Origin of the sequence: Neisseria sp. N95_16 (genome assembly GCF_002551535.2) — a bacterium.
GTDB classification, from domain to species: Bacteria; Pseudomonadota; Gammaproteobacteria; order Burkholderiales; family Neisseriaceae; genus Neisseria; species Neisseria brasiliensis.
This window is the reverse complement of record NZ_PDBT02000014.1, coordinates 26,429-41,154: the sequence shown is the minus strand read 5'-3', so window position 1 is coordinate 41,154 and position 14,726 is coordinate 26,429. Positions and strand designations below refer to the sequence as shown.

14 protein-coding genes and 1 pseudogene are annotated in these 14,726 nt (G+C 47.7%); 4 read left to right on the top strand and 11 right to left on the bottom strand.

All coding sequences use genetic code 11. The features are described from left to right. Positions 1-182: 182 nt before the first annotated feature. Genes ccoP through ccoN form a run of 4 tightly spaced genes read right to left on the bottom strand, consistent with a single transcriptional unit; the run spans position 183 to position 3,848 of the window. A complete protein-coding gene (ccoP, locus tag CRG49_RS03780; RefSeq protein ID WP_095503268.1) occupies positions 183-1,583 on the bottom strand; it encodes a cytochrome-c oxidase, cbb3-type subunit III in 1,401 nt (466 codons plus the stop codon). A gap of 30 nt (positions 1,584-1,613) precedes the next feature. Continuing rightward, complete coding sequence (locus CRG49_RS03775; RefSeq protein WP_095503269.1) at positions 1,614-1,778, bottom strand: CcoQ/FixQ family Cbb3-type cytochrome c oxidase assembly chaperone; 165 nt, start codon at positions 1,776-1,778, stop codon at positions 1,614-1,616. Between the two features lie 4 nt (positions 1,779-1,782). Next, entirely contained in the window at positions 1,783-2,394 is a 612-nt protein-coding gene (gene ccoO, locus CRG49_RS03770; RefSeq protein ID WP_095503270.1) for a cytochrome-c oxidase, cbb3-type subunit II, read from the bottom strand. A gap of 23 nt (positions 2,395-2,417) precedes the next feature. Continuing rightward, the gene (ccoN, locus tag CRG49_RS03765; protein ID WP_195714680.1) at positions 2,418-3,848 is read right to left on the bottom strand and encodes a cytochrome-c oxidase, cbb3-type subunit I; all 1,431 of its coding nucleotides are present in this window, start codon (positions 3,846-3,848) and stop codon (positions 2,418-2,420) included. A gap of 338 nt (positions 3,849-4,186) precedes the next feature. Between ccoN and CRG49_RS03760 the strand changes: the two genes are divergently transcribed. Together CRG49_RS03760 and CRG49_RS03755 are read left to right on the top strand one after the other, a co-directional pair. Beyond that, positions 4,187-5,938: a M61 family metallopeptidase gene (locus CRG49_RS03760; protein WP_095503272.1), complete on the top strand. Its 1,752-nt coding sequence runs from the start codon at positions 4,187-4,189 to the stop codon at positions 5,936-5,938. Between the two features lie 56 nt (positions 5,939-5,994). After that, a complete protein-coding gene (locus CRG49_RS03755; RefSeq protein ID WP_095503273.1) occupies positions 5,995-6,435 on the top strand; it encodes a TIGR01244 family sulfur transferase in 441 nt (146 codons plus the stop codon). Between the two features lie 83 nt (positions 6,436-6,518). Here CRG49_RS03755 and CRG49_RS03750 read toward each other — a convergent pair whose 3' ends face one another. The 4 genes and pseudogenes from CRG49_RS03750 to CRG49_RS03735 form a co-directional block, all read right to left on the bottom strand. Further along, complete coding sequence (locus CRG49_RS03750; protein WP_095503274.1) at positions 6,519-6,956, bottom strand: biopolymer transporter ExbD; 438 nt, start codon at positions 6,954-6,956, stop codon at positions 6,519-6,521. Between the two features lie 3 nt (positions 6,957-6,959). Continuing rightward, complete coding sequence (locus CRG49_RS03745) at positions 6,960-7,619, bottom strand: MotA/TolQ/ExbB proton channel family protein (protein ID WP_095503275.1); 660 nt, start codon at positions 7,617-7,619, stop codon at positions 6,960-6,962. An 87-nt stretch (positions 7,620-7,706) separates the two neighbouring features. After that, positions 7,707-8,657 (bottom strand): energy transducer TonB, encoded by a 951-nt coding sequence (locus tag CRG49_RS03740; RefSeq protein WP_095503276.1) that lies wholly within the window; start codon positions 8,655-8,657, stop codon positions 7,707-7,709. Between the two features lie 347 nt (positions 8,658-9,004). Then, positions 9,005-9,436, bottom strand: a pseudogene (locus CRG49_RS03735) (Rrf2 family transcriptional regulator); the annotation flags it as partial. 166 nt (positions 9,437-9,602) lie between these two features. Here CRG49_RS03735 and CRG49_RS03730 point away from each other — a divergent pair. After that, positions 9,603-9,980, top strand: coding sequence for a hypothetical protein (locus CRG49_RS03730; protein WP_095503278.1), 378 nt, complete (start codon positions 9,603-9,605; stop codon positions 9,978-9,980). Positions 9,981-10,052: 72 nt separating this feature from the next. Continuing rightward, positions 10,053-11,210, top strand: coding sequence for an NnrS family protein (locus CRG49_RS03725; RefSeq protein ID WP_095503279.1), 1,158 nt, complete (start codon positions 10,053-10,055; stop codon positions 11,208-11,210). Between the two features lie 65 nt (positions 11,211-11,275). Here CRG49_RS03725 and CRG49_RS03720 read toward each other — a convergent pair whose 3' ends face one another. From CRG49_RS03720 to CRG49_RS03710, 3 genes are all read right to left on the bottom strand, one after another. Then, complete coding sequence (locus CRG49_RS03720) at positions 11,276-12,148, bottom strand: prephenate dehydrogenase (RefSeq protein WP_369832015.1); 873 nt, start codon at positions 12,146-12,148, stop codon at positions 11,276-11,278. A gap of 113 nt (positions 12,149-12,261) precedes the next feature. Beyond that, positions 12,262-13,056 (bottom strand): 3'-5' exonuclease, encoded by a 795-nt coding sequence (locus CRG49_RS03715; RefSeq protein ID WP_095503281.1) that lies wholly within the window; start codon positions 13,054-13,056, stop codon positions 12,262-12,264. Positions 13,057-13,799: 743 nt separating this feature from the next. Then, positions 13,800-14,669 (bottom strand): lipid A biosynthesis lauroyl acyltransferase, encoded by an 870-nt coding sequence (locus CRG49_RS03710; RefSeq protein WP_095503282.1) that lies wholly within the window; start codon positions 14,667-14,669, stop codon positions 13,800-13,802. Positions 14,670-14,726 lie beyond the last annotated feature (57 nt).

Sequence of the window (14,726 nt, the reverse complement as noted above, 5' to 3'; positions counted from 1 at the left end):
TTGCGGTTCTCGCCATTGTTTGTGTTTGCCTATATTTCGTTGGAATATAGGGTTAAAATAGGGCTCTTTTGGGCTTATTCAAATTAGGGACACGCCCTAGTTTTACAAAAGCCTCAGGCCGTCTGAATATAAACAGCTGAATGCAAAAAAGCCACTCTTTCGAGTGGCTTTTCATCAGAAGATTAACCTTCCAATTTGACTTCTACGCGACGACCTTGAACGTCATTACCTTGTGCGGCAGTTGTGTTTTCAGGTTTACGCAATTCGATGCTTTCAGCTTTTACACCTTGTGCTTCAAAAAATGCCTGAACTGCTTGGGCACGTTTTTTAGACAATTCGGCATTCGCTGCAGCGTCACCAGTGCTGTCGGTATAACCGCTTACCACCAAACGTTTACCTTCTTTAGCGGCTGTAACCAAATCAGCTACGACGGTTTCTGCATTAGCAGCCACATCGCTTTTACCGGTTGCAAAGAAGAATACTGCGCCATCGTTTGCATTGTAAGATACTTCAGCAACGTCAGCGGCCGGTGCAGTATTTGCAGTTGCAGCAGGTGCGCTGGCAGCAGAAGCTGCTTCAGTTGCAGGAGCGGAAGCTTCACTCGCAGCGACAGCCGGAGCCGCAGCGGCAGGTTCTACTTTTTTCGCTGGTGCTTTACCGTCTTTATTTGACAAGCCCCAAACATAGGCGGTCATGATGTGTAATTTATCTTTATCCAAGAAATTACCCCATGCCGGCATTTGGTTATGGCGACCGTTGGTAATGGTTTCGATAATGGCTTTTTGCGTACCGCCCCACAACCAAACGTCATCAGTCAAGTTAGGACCCAAACCTTGGATACCTTGGCCTTTGTCACCGTGACAGGTGAAACAGTTGGCCTGAGCACCGTTAAACAAAGCCTGACCGCGGGCAGCGCGTTCTTCGTCGTATTGGTCTTTACCTTTAGACAAAGACATTACATAGTTCGCAACGTCTTTCACACGTTCTTCACCCAATTGCGGACCCCATGCAGCCATCACACCGGTACGGCCTTTTTCGATGGTTTCAGAGATTTGCTCAGGCTCGCCACCCCACAACCAATCGTGGTCGGTCAAGTTAGGGAAACCTTTAGAACCTTTGGCATCCGAACCGTGACATTGGATACAGTAAGTATCGAACATGTTTTTACCGATTTGTTGGGCTTGCGGATCTTTCGCCACTTGCTCAATCGGCATTTTGGCAAACTTAGCATACAGCGGTTGGTATTGTTCGTTTGCTTTAGCCACTTCTTTTTCGTATTGGTTGTGACTGGTCCAATTCAAGATACCTTTCCAGTCGCCTACCCCCGGATACAGCACCAAGTAAACGGCACCGAAAATCCAAGTGAAGACATACAACCAAAACCACCAACGCGGCAACGGATTGTTATATTCTGCAATACCGTCCCATTCGTGGCCTGTGGTTTCGACTTCCTCGCCTTTTTTCGGCTGTTTCACCACATTTTGTGAGAAAAGCAGCCAAGCCAAACCGATAAAGCTGAGCAGGACAATGGCGGCAATGTATATATTCCAGAAATTACTGGTAAATTGGGATGTTGTGTTCATTCTTTTGCTCCGTGACCACGGATTAACCGGTTATCGCCCGTTTTTATCAGACGCATCTTCATTATTGTCAAAAATACTGCTGGCTGCTTCATCATAATTTTGTTTATTGCGTCGGCTGAACACAATATAGATGACCAGCATGAAGCTGACAAAAATCAGCAGCGTAAAAAGCGAGCGAATCCAGTTAATATCCATGATGTTACCTTACGTTTTTCAATGCCAAGCCCAAACCTTGCAAGTAGGCAATCACTGCATCCAGCTCGGATTTGTTGGTCAACATTTCCGGTGCTTCTTGCAATTCTTCATCGCTGTAAGGCGTGCCTACGGCGCGCAATGCTTTCATGCGTGCCACAGTGGCTTCAGCGTCTACCTTGTTACGTGCCAACCATGGGAATGCCGGCATATTGGATTCAGGAACCACGTCACGCGGATTCAGCAAGTGGATGCGGTGCCATTCATCAGAATAGCGACCACCAACACGCGCCAAATCAGGACCGGTACGTTTCGAACCCCATTGGAACGGACGGTCGTAAACAGACTCGCCGGCAACAGAGTAATGACCGTAACGCTCGGTTTCTGCACGGAAAGGACGAATCATTTGTGAGTGGCAGTTGTAACAACCTTCACGCACATAAATATCACGACCCGCCACTTGCAGCGCATTGTAAGGCTTCACACCCGGAGCAGGTTCGATGACTGCTTTCGTGCCAAACAAAGGCACAACTTCAATCAACAAGCCGAAACTGATTACAATCACAGTGAAAATAATCAGAAAGCCGACTTTTTCTTCAGCTAATTGTTGTAATTTCATTTGGTAGCCTACTTTCTTGTTATTTAGTGGTGTTGTTGAGAAACCGCAGGGATCTCAGCTTCAACAGGTTTGCCACTGATTGCAGTACGGTAAACGTTGTACGCCATGATACACATACCAGCCAAATACATCAGACCACCTACTACACGGATTGCATAATAAGGCATAGTACGTTTTACAGACTCAACAAATGAGTAGGTCAAAGTACCGTCGTCATTCAACGAACCCCACATCAAACCTTGCATCACACCGGCAATCCACATCGCAGCGATGTACAACACCACGCCGATGGTGGCAATCCAGAAGTGTGCTTCAATCAATTTCACGCTATGCATTTGGGTTTTACCAAACAGACGCGGAATCAGGTAATAAATCGAACCGATGGTTACAAAACCTACCCAACCCAATGCGCCGGCGTGTACGTGTGCAACAGTCCAGTCGGTGTAGTGGCTCAAGGCGTTAACGGTTTTGATCGACATCATCGGGCCTTCAAAGGTCGACATACCGTAGAAAGACAGGGAAACGATCAAGAATTTCAAAATCGGGTCGGTACGCAGTTTATCCCACGCGCCAGACAAGGTCATGATACCGTTGATCATACCGCCCCAAGATGGTGCGAACAGAATCAGCGACAAAACCATACCCAAAGATTGTGTCCAGTCAGGCAATGCGGTGTAGTGCAAGTGGTGAGGACCTGCCCACATATAAGTGAAAATCAATGCCCAGAAGTGAACCACAGACAAACGATAAGAGTAAACCGGACGGCCTGCTTGTTTTGGAACGAAGTAGTACATCATGCCCAAGAAGCCTGCAGTCAGGAAGAAACCTACCGCATTATGGCCATACCACCATTGAACCATTGCATCGATGGCACCGGCATACACCGGGTAAGACTTCATGAAGCCGGCAGGAATGCTGATGTTGTTCACAATGTGCAGCAAGGCAACGGCCAAGATGAAACCGCCGTAGAACCAGTTGGCCACGTAAATGTGTTTTACTTTACGTTTGGCGATGGTGCCGAAGAATACGATTGCGTAAGCCACCCATACCAAAGTAATCAGGATATCGATTGGCCATTCCAATTCGGCATACTCTTTAGCTTGGGTAAAACCCATCGGCAAAGTGATGACTGCTGCTACAATAACCGCTTGCCAACCCCAGAAGGTAAATGATGCCAACCAGCCGCCAAACAGGCGGGTATTACAGGTACGCTGCACCACATAATAAGAAGTGGCAAACAGACCACAGCCACCAAATGCGAAAATTACCGCATTGGTGTGCAATGGACGCAGACGGCCAAAGTGGAACCAAGGTCCGATTTCAGATAAATTAAGAGCCGGCAAGTATAATTGGGCGGCGACAATCACACCGACCAACATACCCACGATGCCCCAAACTACAGTCATGATGGCGAACTGGCGCACCACTTTGTAGTTATAAGTTTGTGTGTCCATGGGAGTCTCCATAAATTATGGGAATTGAAAATTTTTGCTTTACCCGCCCGAATGTTTTCTACGTTTCCACAAAAAACATTAAGGCAAAGTATAAATTTTTCTAAATTTAACATATATACAAGATTGAGCCAAGCAATATTACATTTCTTCCGCTCAAGCGAATATGTAACCTAAAAAATAAAAAATTATAATAATCAAATAATTAAAACAAATGAGCTCTAATAAAAGGCATACATTTTTTTCAAGCCCCGTTTTTTTAAAGGCTTTTTGATGTAAATTAAATATCAGACACTGTATGCCAACGTTATTCATTAATTTTAACAAACTAAGCAATAGATATGATTAATTACAAAATCTCATTCCGCCCTTTGAGTCATGAATATCAAATTACATTGAGTTTCAATCAAGACAATGATTTACCTATTGAATTCAGCCTACCCAACTGGGTGCCGGGCAGCTATCTGATTCGTGATTTCTCCCGACATATCACGCAATTAAGTGCTTCTTGCAATGGCCATACTGTTGCATTGACGCAATTGACCAAAAACAAATGGCAGGCAAACGGCCAAAAAGGTGAGTGGCAAATTTGCTACACCGTTTATGCGTTTGACTTATCCGTACGCGGTGCGTTTTTAAGCACCGAACGCGGCTTCTTCGATGGCGCTTGTCTTTTTTTAAAGATTCATGGCTGCGAAAACCTGCCACACAGTGTTTCCCTAAAAGACTTTCCCAACCAATGGCAAATCGCTACTACCCTACCGCAAACCGCCACACACCAATTTCAGACGGCCTCTTATGCCGATTTAATCGACCACCCTGTCGAAATGGGCAAGATTGAATTTTTAGACTTTACCGCAACCGGCATTCCCCACCGCATTGCCCTGAGCGGCTTTTATCGCGATTTTGACCGCCAACGTTTTGTCGATGATATTCAAAAAATTTGCGAAACCGAATTGGCCATGTTCTCTGAGCCTGCGCCGTTTCAAGAATATCTGTTTATGCTGCATGTCGGCGACAACATCTACGGCGGCCTCGAACACATCAGCAGCACCGCCCTTTTGGCCGACCGCAACAGCCTGCCGCCGCACAATATGGGCGAAGCCAACGAAGCCTATACCCAATTGCTCGGCCTGTTCAGCCACGAATACTTCCACGCCTGGAATGTGAAATCGATTAAGCCCGAAGCATTTGTGCCTTACGACCTCGATCAAGAAAGCTACACTGAGCAACTGTGGGCATTTGAAGGCATCACCTCTTATTATGATGATTTGTTCTTGGCACGCAGCGGCGTGATTGACAGCAATGCTTATTTAAATCTGCTCGCCCAATCGATTACCCGTGTGCAACATACAAAAGGCCGTCTGAAACAAACCTTGGCCGAATCCAGCTTCACCGCATGGAACAAGTTTTACAAGCAAGATGAAAACAGCAGCAATGCCATCGTCAGTTATTACCAAAAAGGTGCGCTGGCGGCATTGTGTTTGGATGTACTGATTCGCCAAAAAAGCGGCGGCAAGCATTCATTAGACAGCGTGATGCAGCAGCACTATCGCGATTGGGTCAACACCGGCCAAGGCATTCCGGAAAAGCAATGGCAAGAGCGTTGCCAACAGATCACCGGCTTGGATTTGCAATCATTTTTTCAGACGGCCTTATACGGCACCGATGACCTGCCCTTGCAAGAATGCTTGGCGCACGTCGGCGTCACATTGGATTGGCAGCCCTTGCCGCGCAGTCATGGCGGTGGCTTGGCGGGCGAAACCGTTTGCATCAAACCCGCCGGCGATTTCGGCGCACGTTTCAAACAAAACAGCGACAGCGCCACCCTGACACACGTATTTAATGGCGGCAGCGCAGAAAATACGGCTTTGTGTCCACAAGACAAAATCATCGCGCTTAACGGCTATGCCTGCACTGACTTGGCCGCGCAATGGGCGCAATTGGCTGTCGGCGAACGCGCCACACTGCACTTTTTCCGCAGCGGCGTACTGCACCAAACGCACATCACCGTGCAAGCCGTGGAAGCGAATACGGCTTTGTTGAAAGTTGCCAACCAAGATTTGGTAGATAAATGGTTGTTTAACCGCTAAACTTTCAGATGGCCTGATAAAAGGCCGTCTGAAAATTGTCGAAAGGAAGGAAAATCATGGCTATTTTGAAATTGAGCGAACAATTATATGTATCACCACAACTGACCGAACAAGATGCAAAAGATGCCGCGCAATTGGGCATTCAAACCGTTATCTGCAACCGCCCGGACGGTGAAGAAGAGAATCAACCTTCTACCATGCAAGTGCAACAATGGCTGTCGGCAGAAGGCATTACTTCATTCAAACATCAGCCTGTTGTCGCACCGAATATCACCGCTGCCGATGTTGTCGCATTTCAAGATTTATTGCAGCAAGCCGGCCAACCCGTTTTGGCCTATTGCCGCACCGGCACGCGCAGTTCTTTATTATGGGCTTATCATCAAGTGCAAAACGGCATGAGCGTTGCCGAGGCCAAAGCTGCTGCTGCCGAAGCCGGCATTGATTTAAGCAATTTTGAAGCACGTTTGCAGGAAGCTGCCAAGCATAAATTAGCTTAATTCCGCATCGTAAAAGGCCGTCTGAAACGTTTCAGACGGCCTGTTCAACAGATAAGCGGAAATATTTCCACCGCTTTCAACGGTTATTCTGCTTTGGTCTCTGTAACGAAACCGATTTTGCTGATACCGGCTTCGCGCGCAGCACCTAGGGCTTTGTTGACATAATCGTATTCCACGGCCTTATCCGCTGCAATGGCGACGATAGCATCTTCGTTTGCCGTTTTGGCTTCTTTCAAACGGGCGGTCACTTCTTCGATGGTGATTTTCTTATCGGAATCGCCACCGATATAATAAGCACCATCCGAACCAATCGTCACACGCAAAGGCTCTTTGGGCTGCGTATCTTTTTTCGCTGCCTGTTCGGAAGCAGTTGGCAGCTCCAGCGGAATCGAATGCGTCAATACTGGCATGGTAATCATAAACACAATCAGCAACACCAGCATCACATCGACCAAAGGCGTTACATTAATGTCAGACATCGGTGCATCTTCATCACCGGAATTCATTGAACCGAATGCCATATCTTAATCCTTTTGATTCAGCAGACGAACGTGCAAATCATGCGCGTAAGCGTCTAAGTCTTGGGAAACGGTTTTCTTACCGCGGTTTAAGAAGTTGTAAGCCAATACCGCCGGAATCGCCACAAACAAGCCGGCTGCAGTCGCCACTAAAGCTTCGCCAATCGGGCCGGCTACGGCGGCGATGCTCATTTGGCCGCTTTCGCTGATGTTAATTAACGCGTGATAAATACCCCAAACGGTACCAAACAAACCGATAAATGGCGCAGTAGCACCAATCGAAGCCAACGCCGTCATGCCGCCATCAAACTGGCGCATGGTCTGATTCATGCTGGTGCGGATTTGGCCGACTAAGAATTCATTCAGCGGCAATGCGTTGGCCAAGGTTTTGGTGGTGCTTTGGCGATAGTTATCATAAGCATGAACGGCGTCAGTGGTCAGCGTGCTGATCGGCGCATCAATGTTTCTGACTTTCTGCACAGCATCATTTAATGTGAACGAATCCATGACTGCTTTTTTGGCCGCCGCATTACCTGCTTTGGCTTTGCGCAGCTTAATCACACGCACAATCAAAACGCTCCAAGTCACAATGCTCATGATGACCATCAATAAAAATACACTGATTAAGACGTAATCGCCCGATTCAAACACTAATCCTAAATTCATGGTTTTTCCAAAATCAAAATAAATAAATCAAACATTTGGCGGCAGACTGTTGGGATTCAGCCCACCGCATGACTGCTTTCAGACGGCCTATCCACCTAAACTGAAGCGCACCGGTACACGGTAGCTGGTCCAAACATTGGTGTTAAAGTGGCCGGATTTGGCGGCATTGCGTGCTGCGCGATCTAAGCGTGATGAGCCGCTGCTCTTGGCAACCGATACTGAAGCGACTTTCCCGCCCGGCGCCACCAATATATTCAGCACAACGGTACCTTCTTCACCATTCTCTTGCGATAAAGCAGGATACGGCGGAGTCGGAATGGAGCCGGTGGCTTTTACCGGATTGCTGCGACTGCTGCCCGGGCCGCTACCGCCGCCTGCGCCGCTGCCGTCACCGGAACCGCTTTCACCTTTTTTACCGCCTGAACCACTGCCACTACCTTCACCGCGACCGCTGCCTTCACCTTTGGTGCCACTACCACTGCCTTTTCCTTCACCTTTAGCAGATGAACCACCTTTACCACTCTCGCTGCCTGCTTTTTCAGATGCACTACCACCGGCTTTTTCTGCCGGTTTCTCGGCAGGTTTTTCTGCTTTAGGCTCTGGCACCGGTTTCGGTTCAGGCTTGGGCTCGGGTTTTGGCTCGGGCTTAGGTTCCGGCTTAGGCTCGGGTTTCGGTTTAGGTTTTTCGACCGGTTTCGGTTTTTCTTTAGGCTGCTGAATATCTGCGTCTGCTTTTTTGGTAATCACCGGTTTAATCACCGGCTTCGCCTCTTCTACCGGTTTCGGTTTAGGTTTGGGCTCAGGACGCGGTTTAGGTTTCGGTGGCGGCGGCGGTGGTGGCGCTTGCACTGGAGCAGGCGAACCGGCACCTTCCGGTGCACCATCGCCGCCACCGAAATCACCTAATTCAACAAACTCGATATGCTCAACGTCAACAATGTCGGGCTTATGGGCTTTCCATAATAAGGACATCAATCCAATGTGCAAAAGAGCGACCACAGCAACCACCGTGGGGTTTATCATTCGATCTTTTTTCATAGTACGCGTATGGTAATAGCAATTATTCCTGTTTGCAACTTATTTTTACACAATTCAGCCAAACAACAGGCTTGTTACCATTCAAATAATCACTTTAAAAACCATCAAATTAAAGAAGACTGAATGTAATATTCATTCTCACATCAATCCTAAAACAAACGGCTTTATTCCGGCAATGTATTGGAAATAAAGCCGTTAGAAAAAATATCAATTTACTGGCGAAGCATCTAAACTCAGTTCACCGTATCGATGCGAATCGCGTTTGACTGCGCCACTTTCTCCGGTACATGGTCTAGATTTTCAGATAGCGGCGACGGCATAGTTTCTACAGACTCATGCTCGGGCAAAATGTCGATTTTCGGGAAATACAGCAAATCGTAGGTAGGTTTGTTCAACAAATCTTCCAGCGTAAAGCCATCGAGATAATTGAAAAACGATTTAATTGCACCGCCAAGAATACCGGCCAAGCGGCAAGACGGTGTAATCAGGCAATCGTTGTTATTACCCATGCATTCAACCAACTGCATAGGCTCCAAATGCCGTATCACGGCGCCGATGTTGATTTTGTCTGCAGTCATGGCCAGCTTTAATCCGCCGCCCTTGCCGCGCACGCTGGTGAGAAAACCGCCTTTGACCAAGGCAGTCACCACTTTCATCAAATGGCTTTTAGAAATGCCGTAAGTGTCGGCAATGGTGCTGATGTTGACCAACGAGTCATCGTTGATGGCGGTATAGATTAAAACGCGCAATCCGTAATCTGTATGCTGGGTTAGATACATAACGATCTCTGCTCTGAATCAGGTTATATTTGTTATTTAAAATCAGCCGCTCTAATGATTCATCATAGAATTCGGGCGGTATGTGTTTGACTTTATATAGAATTAAGTTTCATAATATATGAAACTTATAAATTAATCCAGTAAAATCCAACACGGGCCACTGATTATGACACCATTGAAACGCCATCCCGCGCTAATTGATTTGTCGCGCGAACACCATCACTCCCTTTCTTTATGTGTGCGTATTCTGCGCACGCCGTCTGAAAGCCATCAGGCCGAACTCGAGCCGCACTTTGTTGAATTAATGCAACATTTCGAAGAAGAAGAAAACCAGTTTGCACCGCATTGGCCGAATATTACACCCGAGCTGCGTGTCCGTTTTGAACACGACCACACCAAACTGCGCCAAATGATGGCGCAACCTGAATACACCAGCGAAGCATGGAACCAAGAATTCGCCACTACACTGCGCGACCACGCCCGCTTTGAAGAACGCGAGCTTTTCCCTGCAGTTGAGCCTTACTTAGATAACGTAACGGCTTAAACATAATATAAGGCCGTCTGAAACTTTCAGACGGCCTATCCACTATTGACCATAATCATTCAAGGAACCACCATGAACGCATTGTTCAAACACCCTGTTTGGGCCATGGCTTTCCGCCCGTTTTACTCGCTGGCCGCCCTTTACGGTGCGCTGTCGATTTTACTGTGGGGCTTCGGCTATCAAGGCACACCCGAGCTGCCCGGCTTTTACTGGCACGCGCATGAAATGATTTGGGGCTATGCCGGTTTGGTGGTGATTGCCTTTCTGCTCACCGCCGTTGCCACGTGGACCAGCCAGCCGCCTACCCGCGGTGCAGTGTTGGTCGGCTTAACCGCGTTTTGGCTGTTGGCACGCATTTGCGCATTTATTCCCGGCTGGGGCGCGGCAGCCAGCGGCATTTTCGGCACGATTTTCTTTTGGTATGGCGCGGTGTGCATGGCGTTGCCAGTGTTCCGCACCAAAAACAAACGCAACTATGTCGCCGTGTTTGCCATTTTTGTGTTGGGCGGCACACACGTCGCTTTTCACCGCCAACTCAGCCCGTTTGACCCTGCTGCCTTGCTGGTCGGCCTGCAATCCGGCCTGATTATGGTAGCCGGTTTCATCGGCTTAATCGGCATGCGCATCATCTCGTTTTTCACATCCAAACGCTTAAATATCCCACAAATCGCCAGCCCGCAATGGGTCGGCCACGCATCTTTATGGCTGCCGATGTTGACCGCCATGCTGATGGCGCACCAAATGCTGTTGCCGCTGGCTGCCTTGTTTGCCTTTGCAGCAGGTGTCATCAGCTTGGTGCAGGTGTATCGCTGGTTGCATAAAGATGTGTTGAAAGAACCGATGCTGTGGATTTTATTCGCCGGCTATTTCTTCACCGGATTGGGCTTGATGGCAGTCGGCATTTCCTACTTCTCGCCGTCGTTCCTAAACTTGGGCGTGCACTTAATCGGCGTCGGTGGCATTGGCGTATTGACCTTAGGCATGATGGCGCGCACCGCGCTCGGCCACACCGGCAACGCAATTTATCCGCCGCCCAAATCAGTGCCAGTGGCATTTTGGTTGATGATTATTTCAACTTTGGTGCGCATTTTGGCTACCTTCGTTCACGGCACGGCTTACACCCACAGCATCCGCCTGTCGGCCGTGCTGTTTGCCGCTGCTTTGTTGCTTTATGCGTGGAAATACATTCCTTGGCTGATTCGTCCGCGTGTTGGCGGCAAACCGGGTTAAGCCTATTTATGTTTAAGGCCGTCTGAAAGCGTTTGCTTTCAGACGGCCTTATTGATTGCTGACAACTACTGCCCTTTCAACCACTCATCGCGTGTGTTTTTAGCTTCTTCAAAATATGTGTACAACGCAGCTTTATTTTCCGTTGCCAGCAGATGTTCCAAAGTATCCAATTGCCGACGGATACCACCGATCAAATCCTGCAGGCTGTTTTTATTGGCTAAACAAATGTCCGTCCAAATCGCCGGGTGGCTGGAGGCAATGCGGGTAAAATCACGGAAACCGGAAGCCGCAAAGCTCAAATAGGCTTGTCCATCGGGATGATCGAAAATTTCGTGTACAAAGGCAAAGGCCAACAAATGCGGCATGTGCGACACGGCGGCGAAAATGGCATCGTGTTCGGCCGCGCTTAAACGAAACGTTTGTGCACCCACCGCTTGCCACAGCGACTCCAGCCGTTCAAGGCCGTCTGAATATTCGTTGCCGTGTGGTGTGATAATCAGCTTTTTGTCTTGATAAAGACCAAATTGCGCCGCCAACGCGCCATGTCGATCGGAACCGGCAATCGGGTGCGCGGCAATACAGCGCGGCAAATGTTCGGGCAGATAAGTGCGGAAAGCTTCGACAGCAATTTGCTTGGTGCTGCCGACATCCGACACCAGCGCATCGGCCTGCAAAAACGGCTTGATGGCCTGACAAATCGTCGGCAAAGTCGATACCGGCGTAGCAATCAACACCAAATCCGCCCCGCTGATGCTCTCGGCATTGATTTCGGTAAACGCGGCATCAATCACACGCCGTTCTAATGCACGGTCAAGGTTTTCGCGGTTTAAGTCGATGCCGACCACCGTTTCCACCAGCCCCAAGCGTTTCAAATCCAGCACAAACGAGCCGCCTATCAGCCCAACGCCGATAAGGGTGATTTGTTTGAGTGGGGTAATGGCAGACATGACAGACGACAGTGTGAACAAAAAAAACGAGTTTACCTGATTAAGCGTTGGGAGTAAAAGGCCGCCTGAAACAGATTGCGTTTCAGACGGCCTCATTCAAATATTCATCGCCATTGGCCGACAAATTCCTGCCAATGCAATTTATCTTCGGCTTGCTCTTTGAGATAGTTTTTCAAGCGTTTGACCTCGACTTCGTATTCGTCGCTGTCCAAAGCGCCGCTCATCAGGCGGAAACGCAGATACATCAGATAAGTATTGGCGGCATCGGTTTCACAATAATCGCGGATGTCTTTCAGACGGCCTTGATAATACGCTTCCCACACTTTGCTGCCGTCCATACCCAATTTGCCGGGAAAGCCGCACAGCTTGGCCATGTCGTCCAGCGGCACGTTGGCACGCGGTTGATACAGCGCGAGCAAATCCATCAAATCGCAATGGCGGTTGTGGTAGCGGCTGATGTAGTTGTTCCATTTAAAATCACGGCTGTCACCAAAATCACCTTCACCCATGTCCCAATAACGCGCGGCGGCTATGCCGTGTATCATGGCGCGATAATGCAATACCGGCAAATCGAAACCGCCGCCGTTCCAGCTCACCAGCTGCGGCGTGTGGTTTTCAATCAACTCGAAAAACTTGGCAATCACTGTCTCTTCGCTGTCGTCGATTTCGCCAATGGTGCCGACATGGATTTTCTCGCTGCCCCAACGCATACAGCACGAAATCGCCACCACTTGATGCAGATGGTGTTGCATAAAATCACTGCCGTTTTGCGCGCGCCGTTTTTGTTGGGCGAATAACACCACTTCGTCATCCGACACACTTTGCGGCAAATCGTAAAGCAGTCGGATGCCGTTGACATCGGGAATGGTTTCAATATCAAAAGCGAGTATCGGGGTCATGACATGCTCCTTGGATCAGGATATGGGCATTGTGACACGAAGCCGTGGATAAAAAAAGAGGCAACCCCCCACAGGATTGCCTCAATACCTCAAATCAGAGATTTACGCTTCACAAACAATACAGGCTCTCGCCTGCGGCTTTATTAATGCAGCTCAACTCTGCATTAATAAACAGTCGTTTCATCGGCAGGAATCACACCGGAAAAACGCCCGTTAAGGGAACTTGGCGATATTCAAAATCCTTTTGGCTGAATATCTTGTAACTCGATATAGTGAAATGTACGCGTTTTTAGCGCGCTTGCCAAGTGTTTTTTTGAAAAATTCTCTTTTTCTTCTAAAAATAGAATATTTCTCTTAAAATAAAATTATATTAGAATAATTTCTAAAATTTAATTTTTAAAAAATAAAATACTGATTTTCTCTTAAATTTAAAATTTAAAATCTTATTCCAAAATAATAAAATATTTAAATTTGAACTAATTTTTCACAAACTATTGTTTTTTAAAAACATTAAATTTAATATATTAATTAAATATTCAGATTATATGAAAATTAAATGAAGCAAATGATTTCATAGCCATCATCTCAATCTTTCAGACGGCCTAATTCCCTTTTAAATTAAGCATACGGCGTTTTTCTCACATACAAACATGTATGAATAAATATCAGCCTGCTACTCAATTAAACAGAAATAAAAAAGGTTCGGCAGCCACCGAACCTTAATTTTTTGTAACTGTATGTAATCAATAAAAGCCCGCTTCGCCTTCCGGACGGGTTTTAAAACGCTTATGCAACCAGAAATATTGCTCGGGAATCTCACGCGCGCGCGCTTCGATGAAGTCGTTCATGCGCTGGGTGTCGGCGACCACATCTTCGCTGGGAAAATGTTCCCATGGCTCGTAAAAACGCAAAGTCACGGTATTATCGGCCTCACGAAACGGAATCGCCGGAATCACTTTGGCATTCGCCATGCCGGCAATGCGGCTCAAACCGGTAATCGTAGCCGTCGGAATCCCAAAAAAATCGACAAAAATCGAATCATTGCGGCCGAAATCCTGATCCGGCAGATAAAGAAACGGCGCATCGCTTTTGCGCAACTGCTTGATAATCGCGCGCAGGCCTTCCGTGCGGCCAATCAAAAACACATTATCATAGCGGTGACGGCCTTTTAAAATCTGCTCGTCCATCGCTTTGTTTTTTTGATGCGAATACATGCTGGTCAGCGGCACATCCTGATTGAGCGTGTACACCGCCATTTCAAACGCGGTAAAGTGCGGATAGAGCAAAATCACTTTTTCACCCGCCGCCAACGCATCATCAAGATAATGTTTGTTTTCATAGCGCACCAAGCTGCGCAAGCGCTCGGCAGGTGTGTACCAATACAGGCCGTATTCCAACATCAGCTTAGCCATGTGTTGGAAATGGCGTTTTAACACCGCTTCACGTTTGTCATCGCTCCACTCGGGAAAACATTTTTTCAGGTTCACCTGCCCCACTTTGCGGCGGGGTTTCACGACATAATACGCCAGCCAACCCACCGCATCAGCGATTTTGTGGATCAGCTTGAAGGGCAACAGCTGCACCAGATACAAAATAAAAAAAGCAAATTTCATTATTCAGACGGCCTGTGTGTGAAGTGTGGCTATTATAGCAGTAAAGGCCGTCTGAAA

Excerpts from the sequence above, each read along its gene's own strand:
- CRG49_RS03730 (WP_095503278.1), top strand. The coding sequence starts at position 9,603 with ATGACACCATTGAAACGCCATCCCGCGCTAATTGATTTGTCGCGCGAA.
- CRG49_RS03710 (WP_095503282.1), bottom strand. The coding sequence starts at position 14,669 with ATGAAATTTGCTTTTTTTATTTTGTATCTGGTGCAGCTGTTGCCCTTC.
- CRG49_RS03740 (WP_095503276.1), bottom strand. The coding sequence starts at position 8,657 with ATGAAAAAAGATCGAATGATAAACCCCACGGTGGTTGCTGTGGTCGCT.
- CRG49_RS03725 (WP_095503279.1), top strand. The coding sequence starts at position 10,053 with ATGAACGCATTGTTCAAACACCCTGTTTGGGCCATGGCTTTCCGCCCG.
- ccoO (WP_095503270.1), bottom strand. The coding sequence starts at position 2,394 with ATGAAATTACAACAATTAGCTGAAGAAAAAGTCGGCTTTCTGATTATT.
- ccoN (WP_195714680.1), bottom strand. The coding sequence starts at position 3,848 with ATGGACACACAAACTTATAACTACAAAGTGGTGCGCCAGTTCGCCATC.
- CRG49_RS03775 (WP_095503269.1), bottom strand. The coding sequence starts at position 1,778 with ATGGATATTAACTGGATTCGCTCGCTTTTTACGCTGCTGATTTTTGTC.
- CRG49_RS03715 (WP_095503281.1), bottom strand. The coding sequence starts at position 13,056 with ATGACCCCGATACTCGCTTTTGATATTGAAACCATTCCCGATGTCAAC.
- CRG49_RS03760 (WP_095503272.1), top strand. The coding sequence starts at position 4,187 with ATGATTAATTACAAAATCTCATTCCGCCCTTTGAGTCATGAATATCAA.
- CRG49_RS03745 (WP_095503275.1), bottom strand. The coding sequence starts at position 7,619 with ATGAATTTAGGATTAGTGTTTGAATCGGGCGATTACGTCTTAATCAGT.
- CRG49_RS03755 (WP_095503273.1), top strand. The coding sequence starts at position 5,995 with ATGGCTATTTTGAAATTGAGCGAACAATTATATGTATCACCACAACTG.
- CRG49_RS03750 (WP_095503274.1), bottom strand. The coding sequence starts at position 6,956 with ATGGCATTCGGTTCAATGAATTCCGGTGATGAAGATGCACCGATGTCT.
- ccoP (WP_095503268.1), bottom strand. The coding sequence starts at position 1,583 with ATGAACACAACATCCCAATTTACCAGTAATTTCTGGAATATATACATT.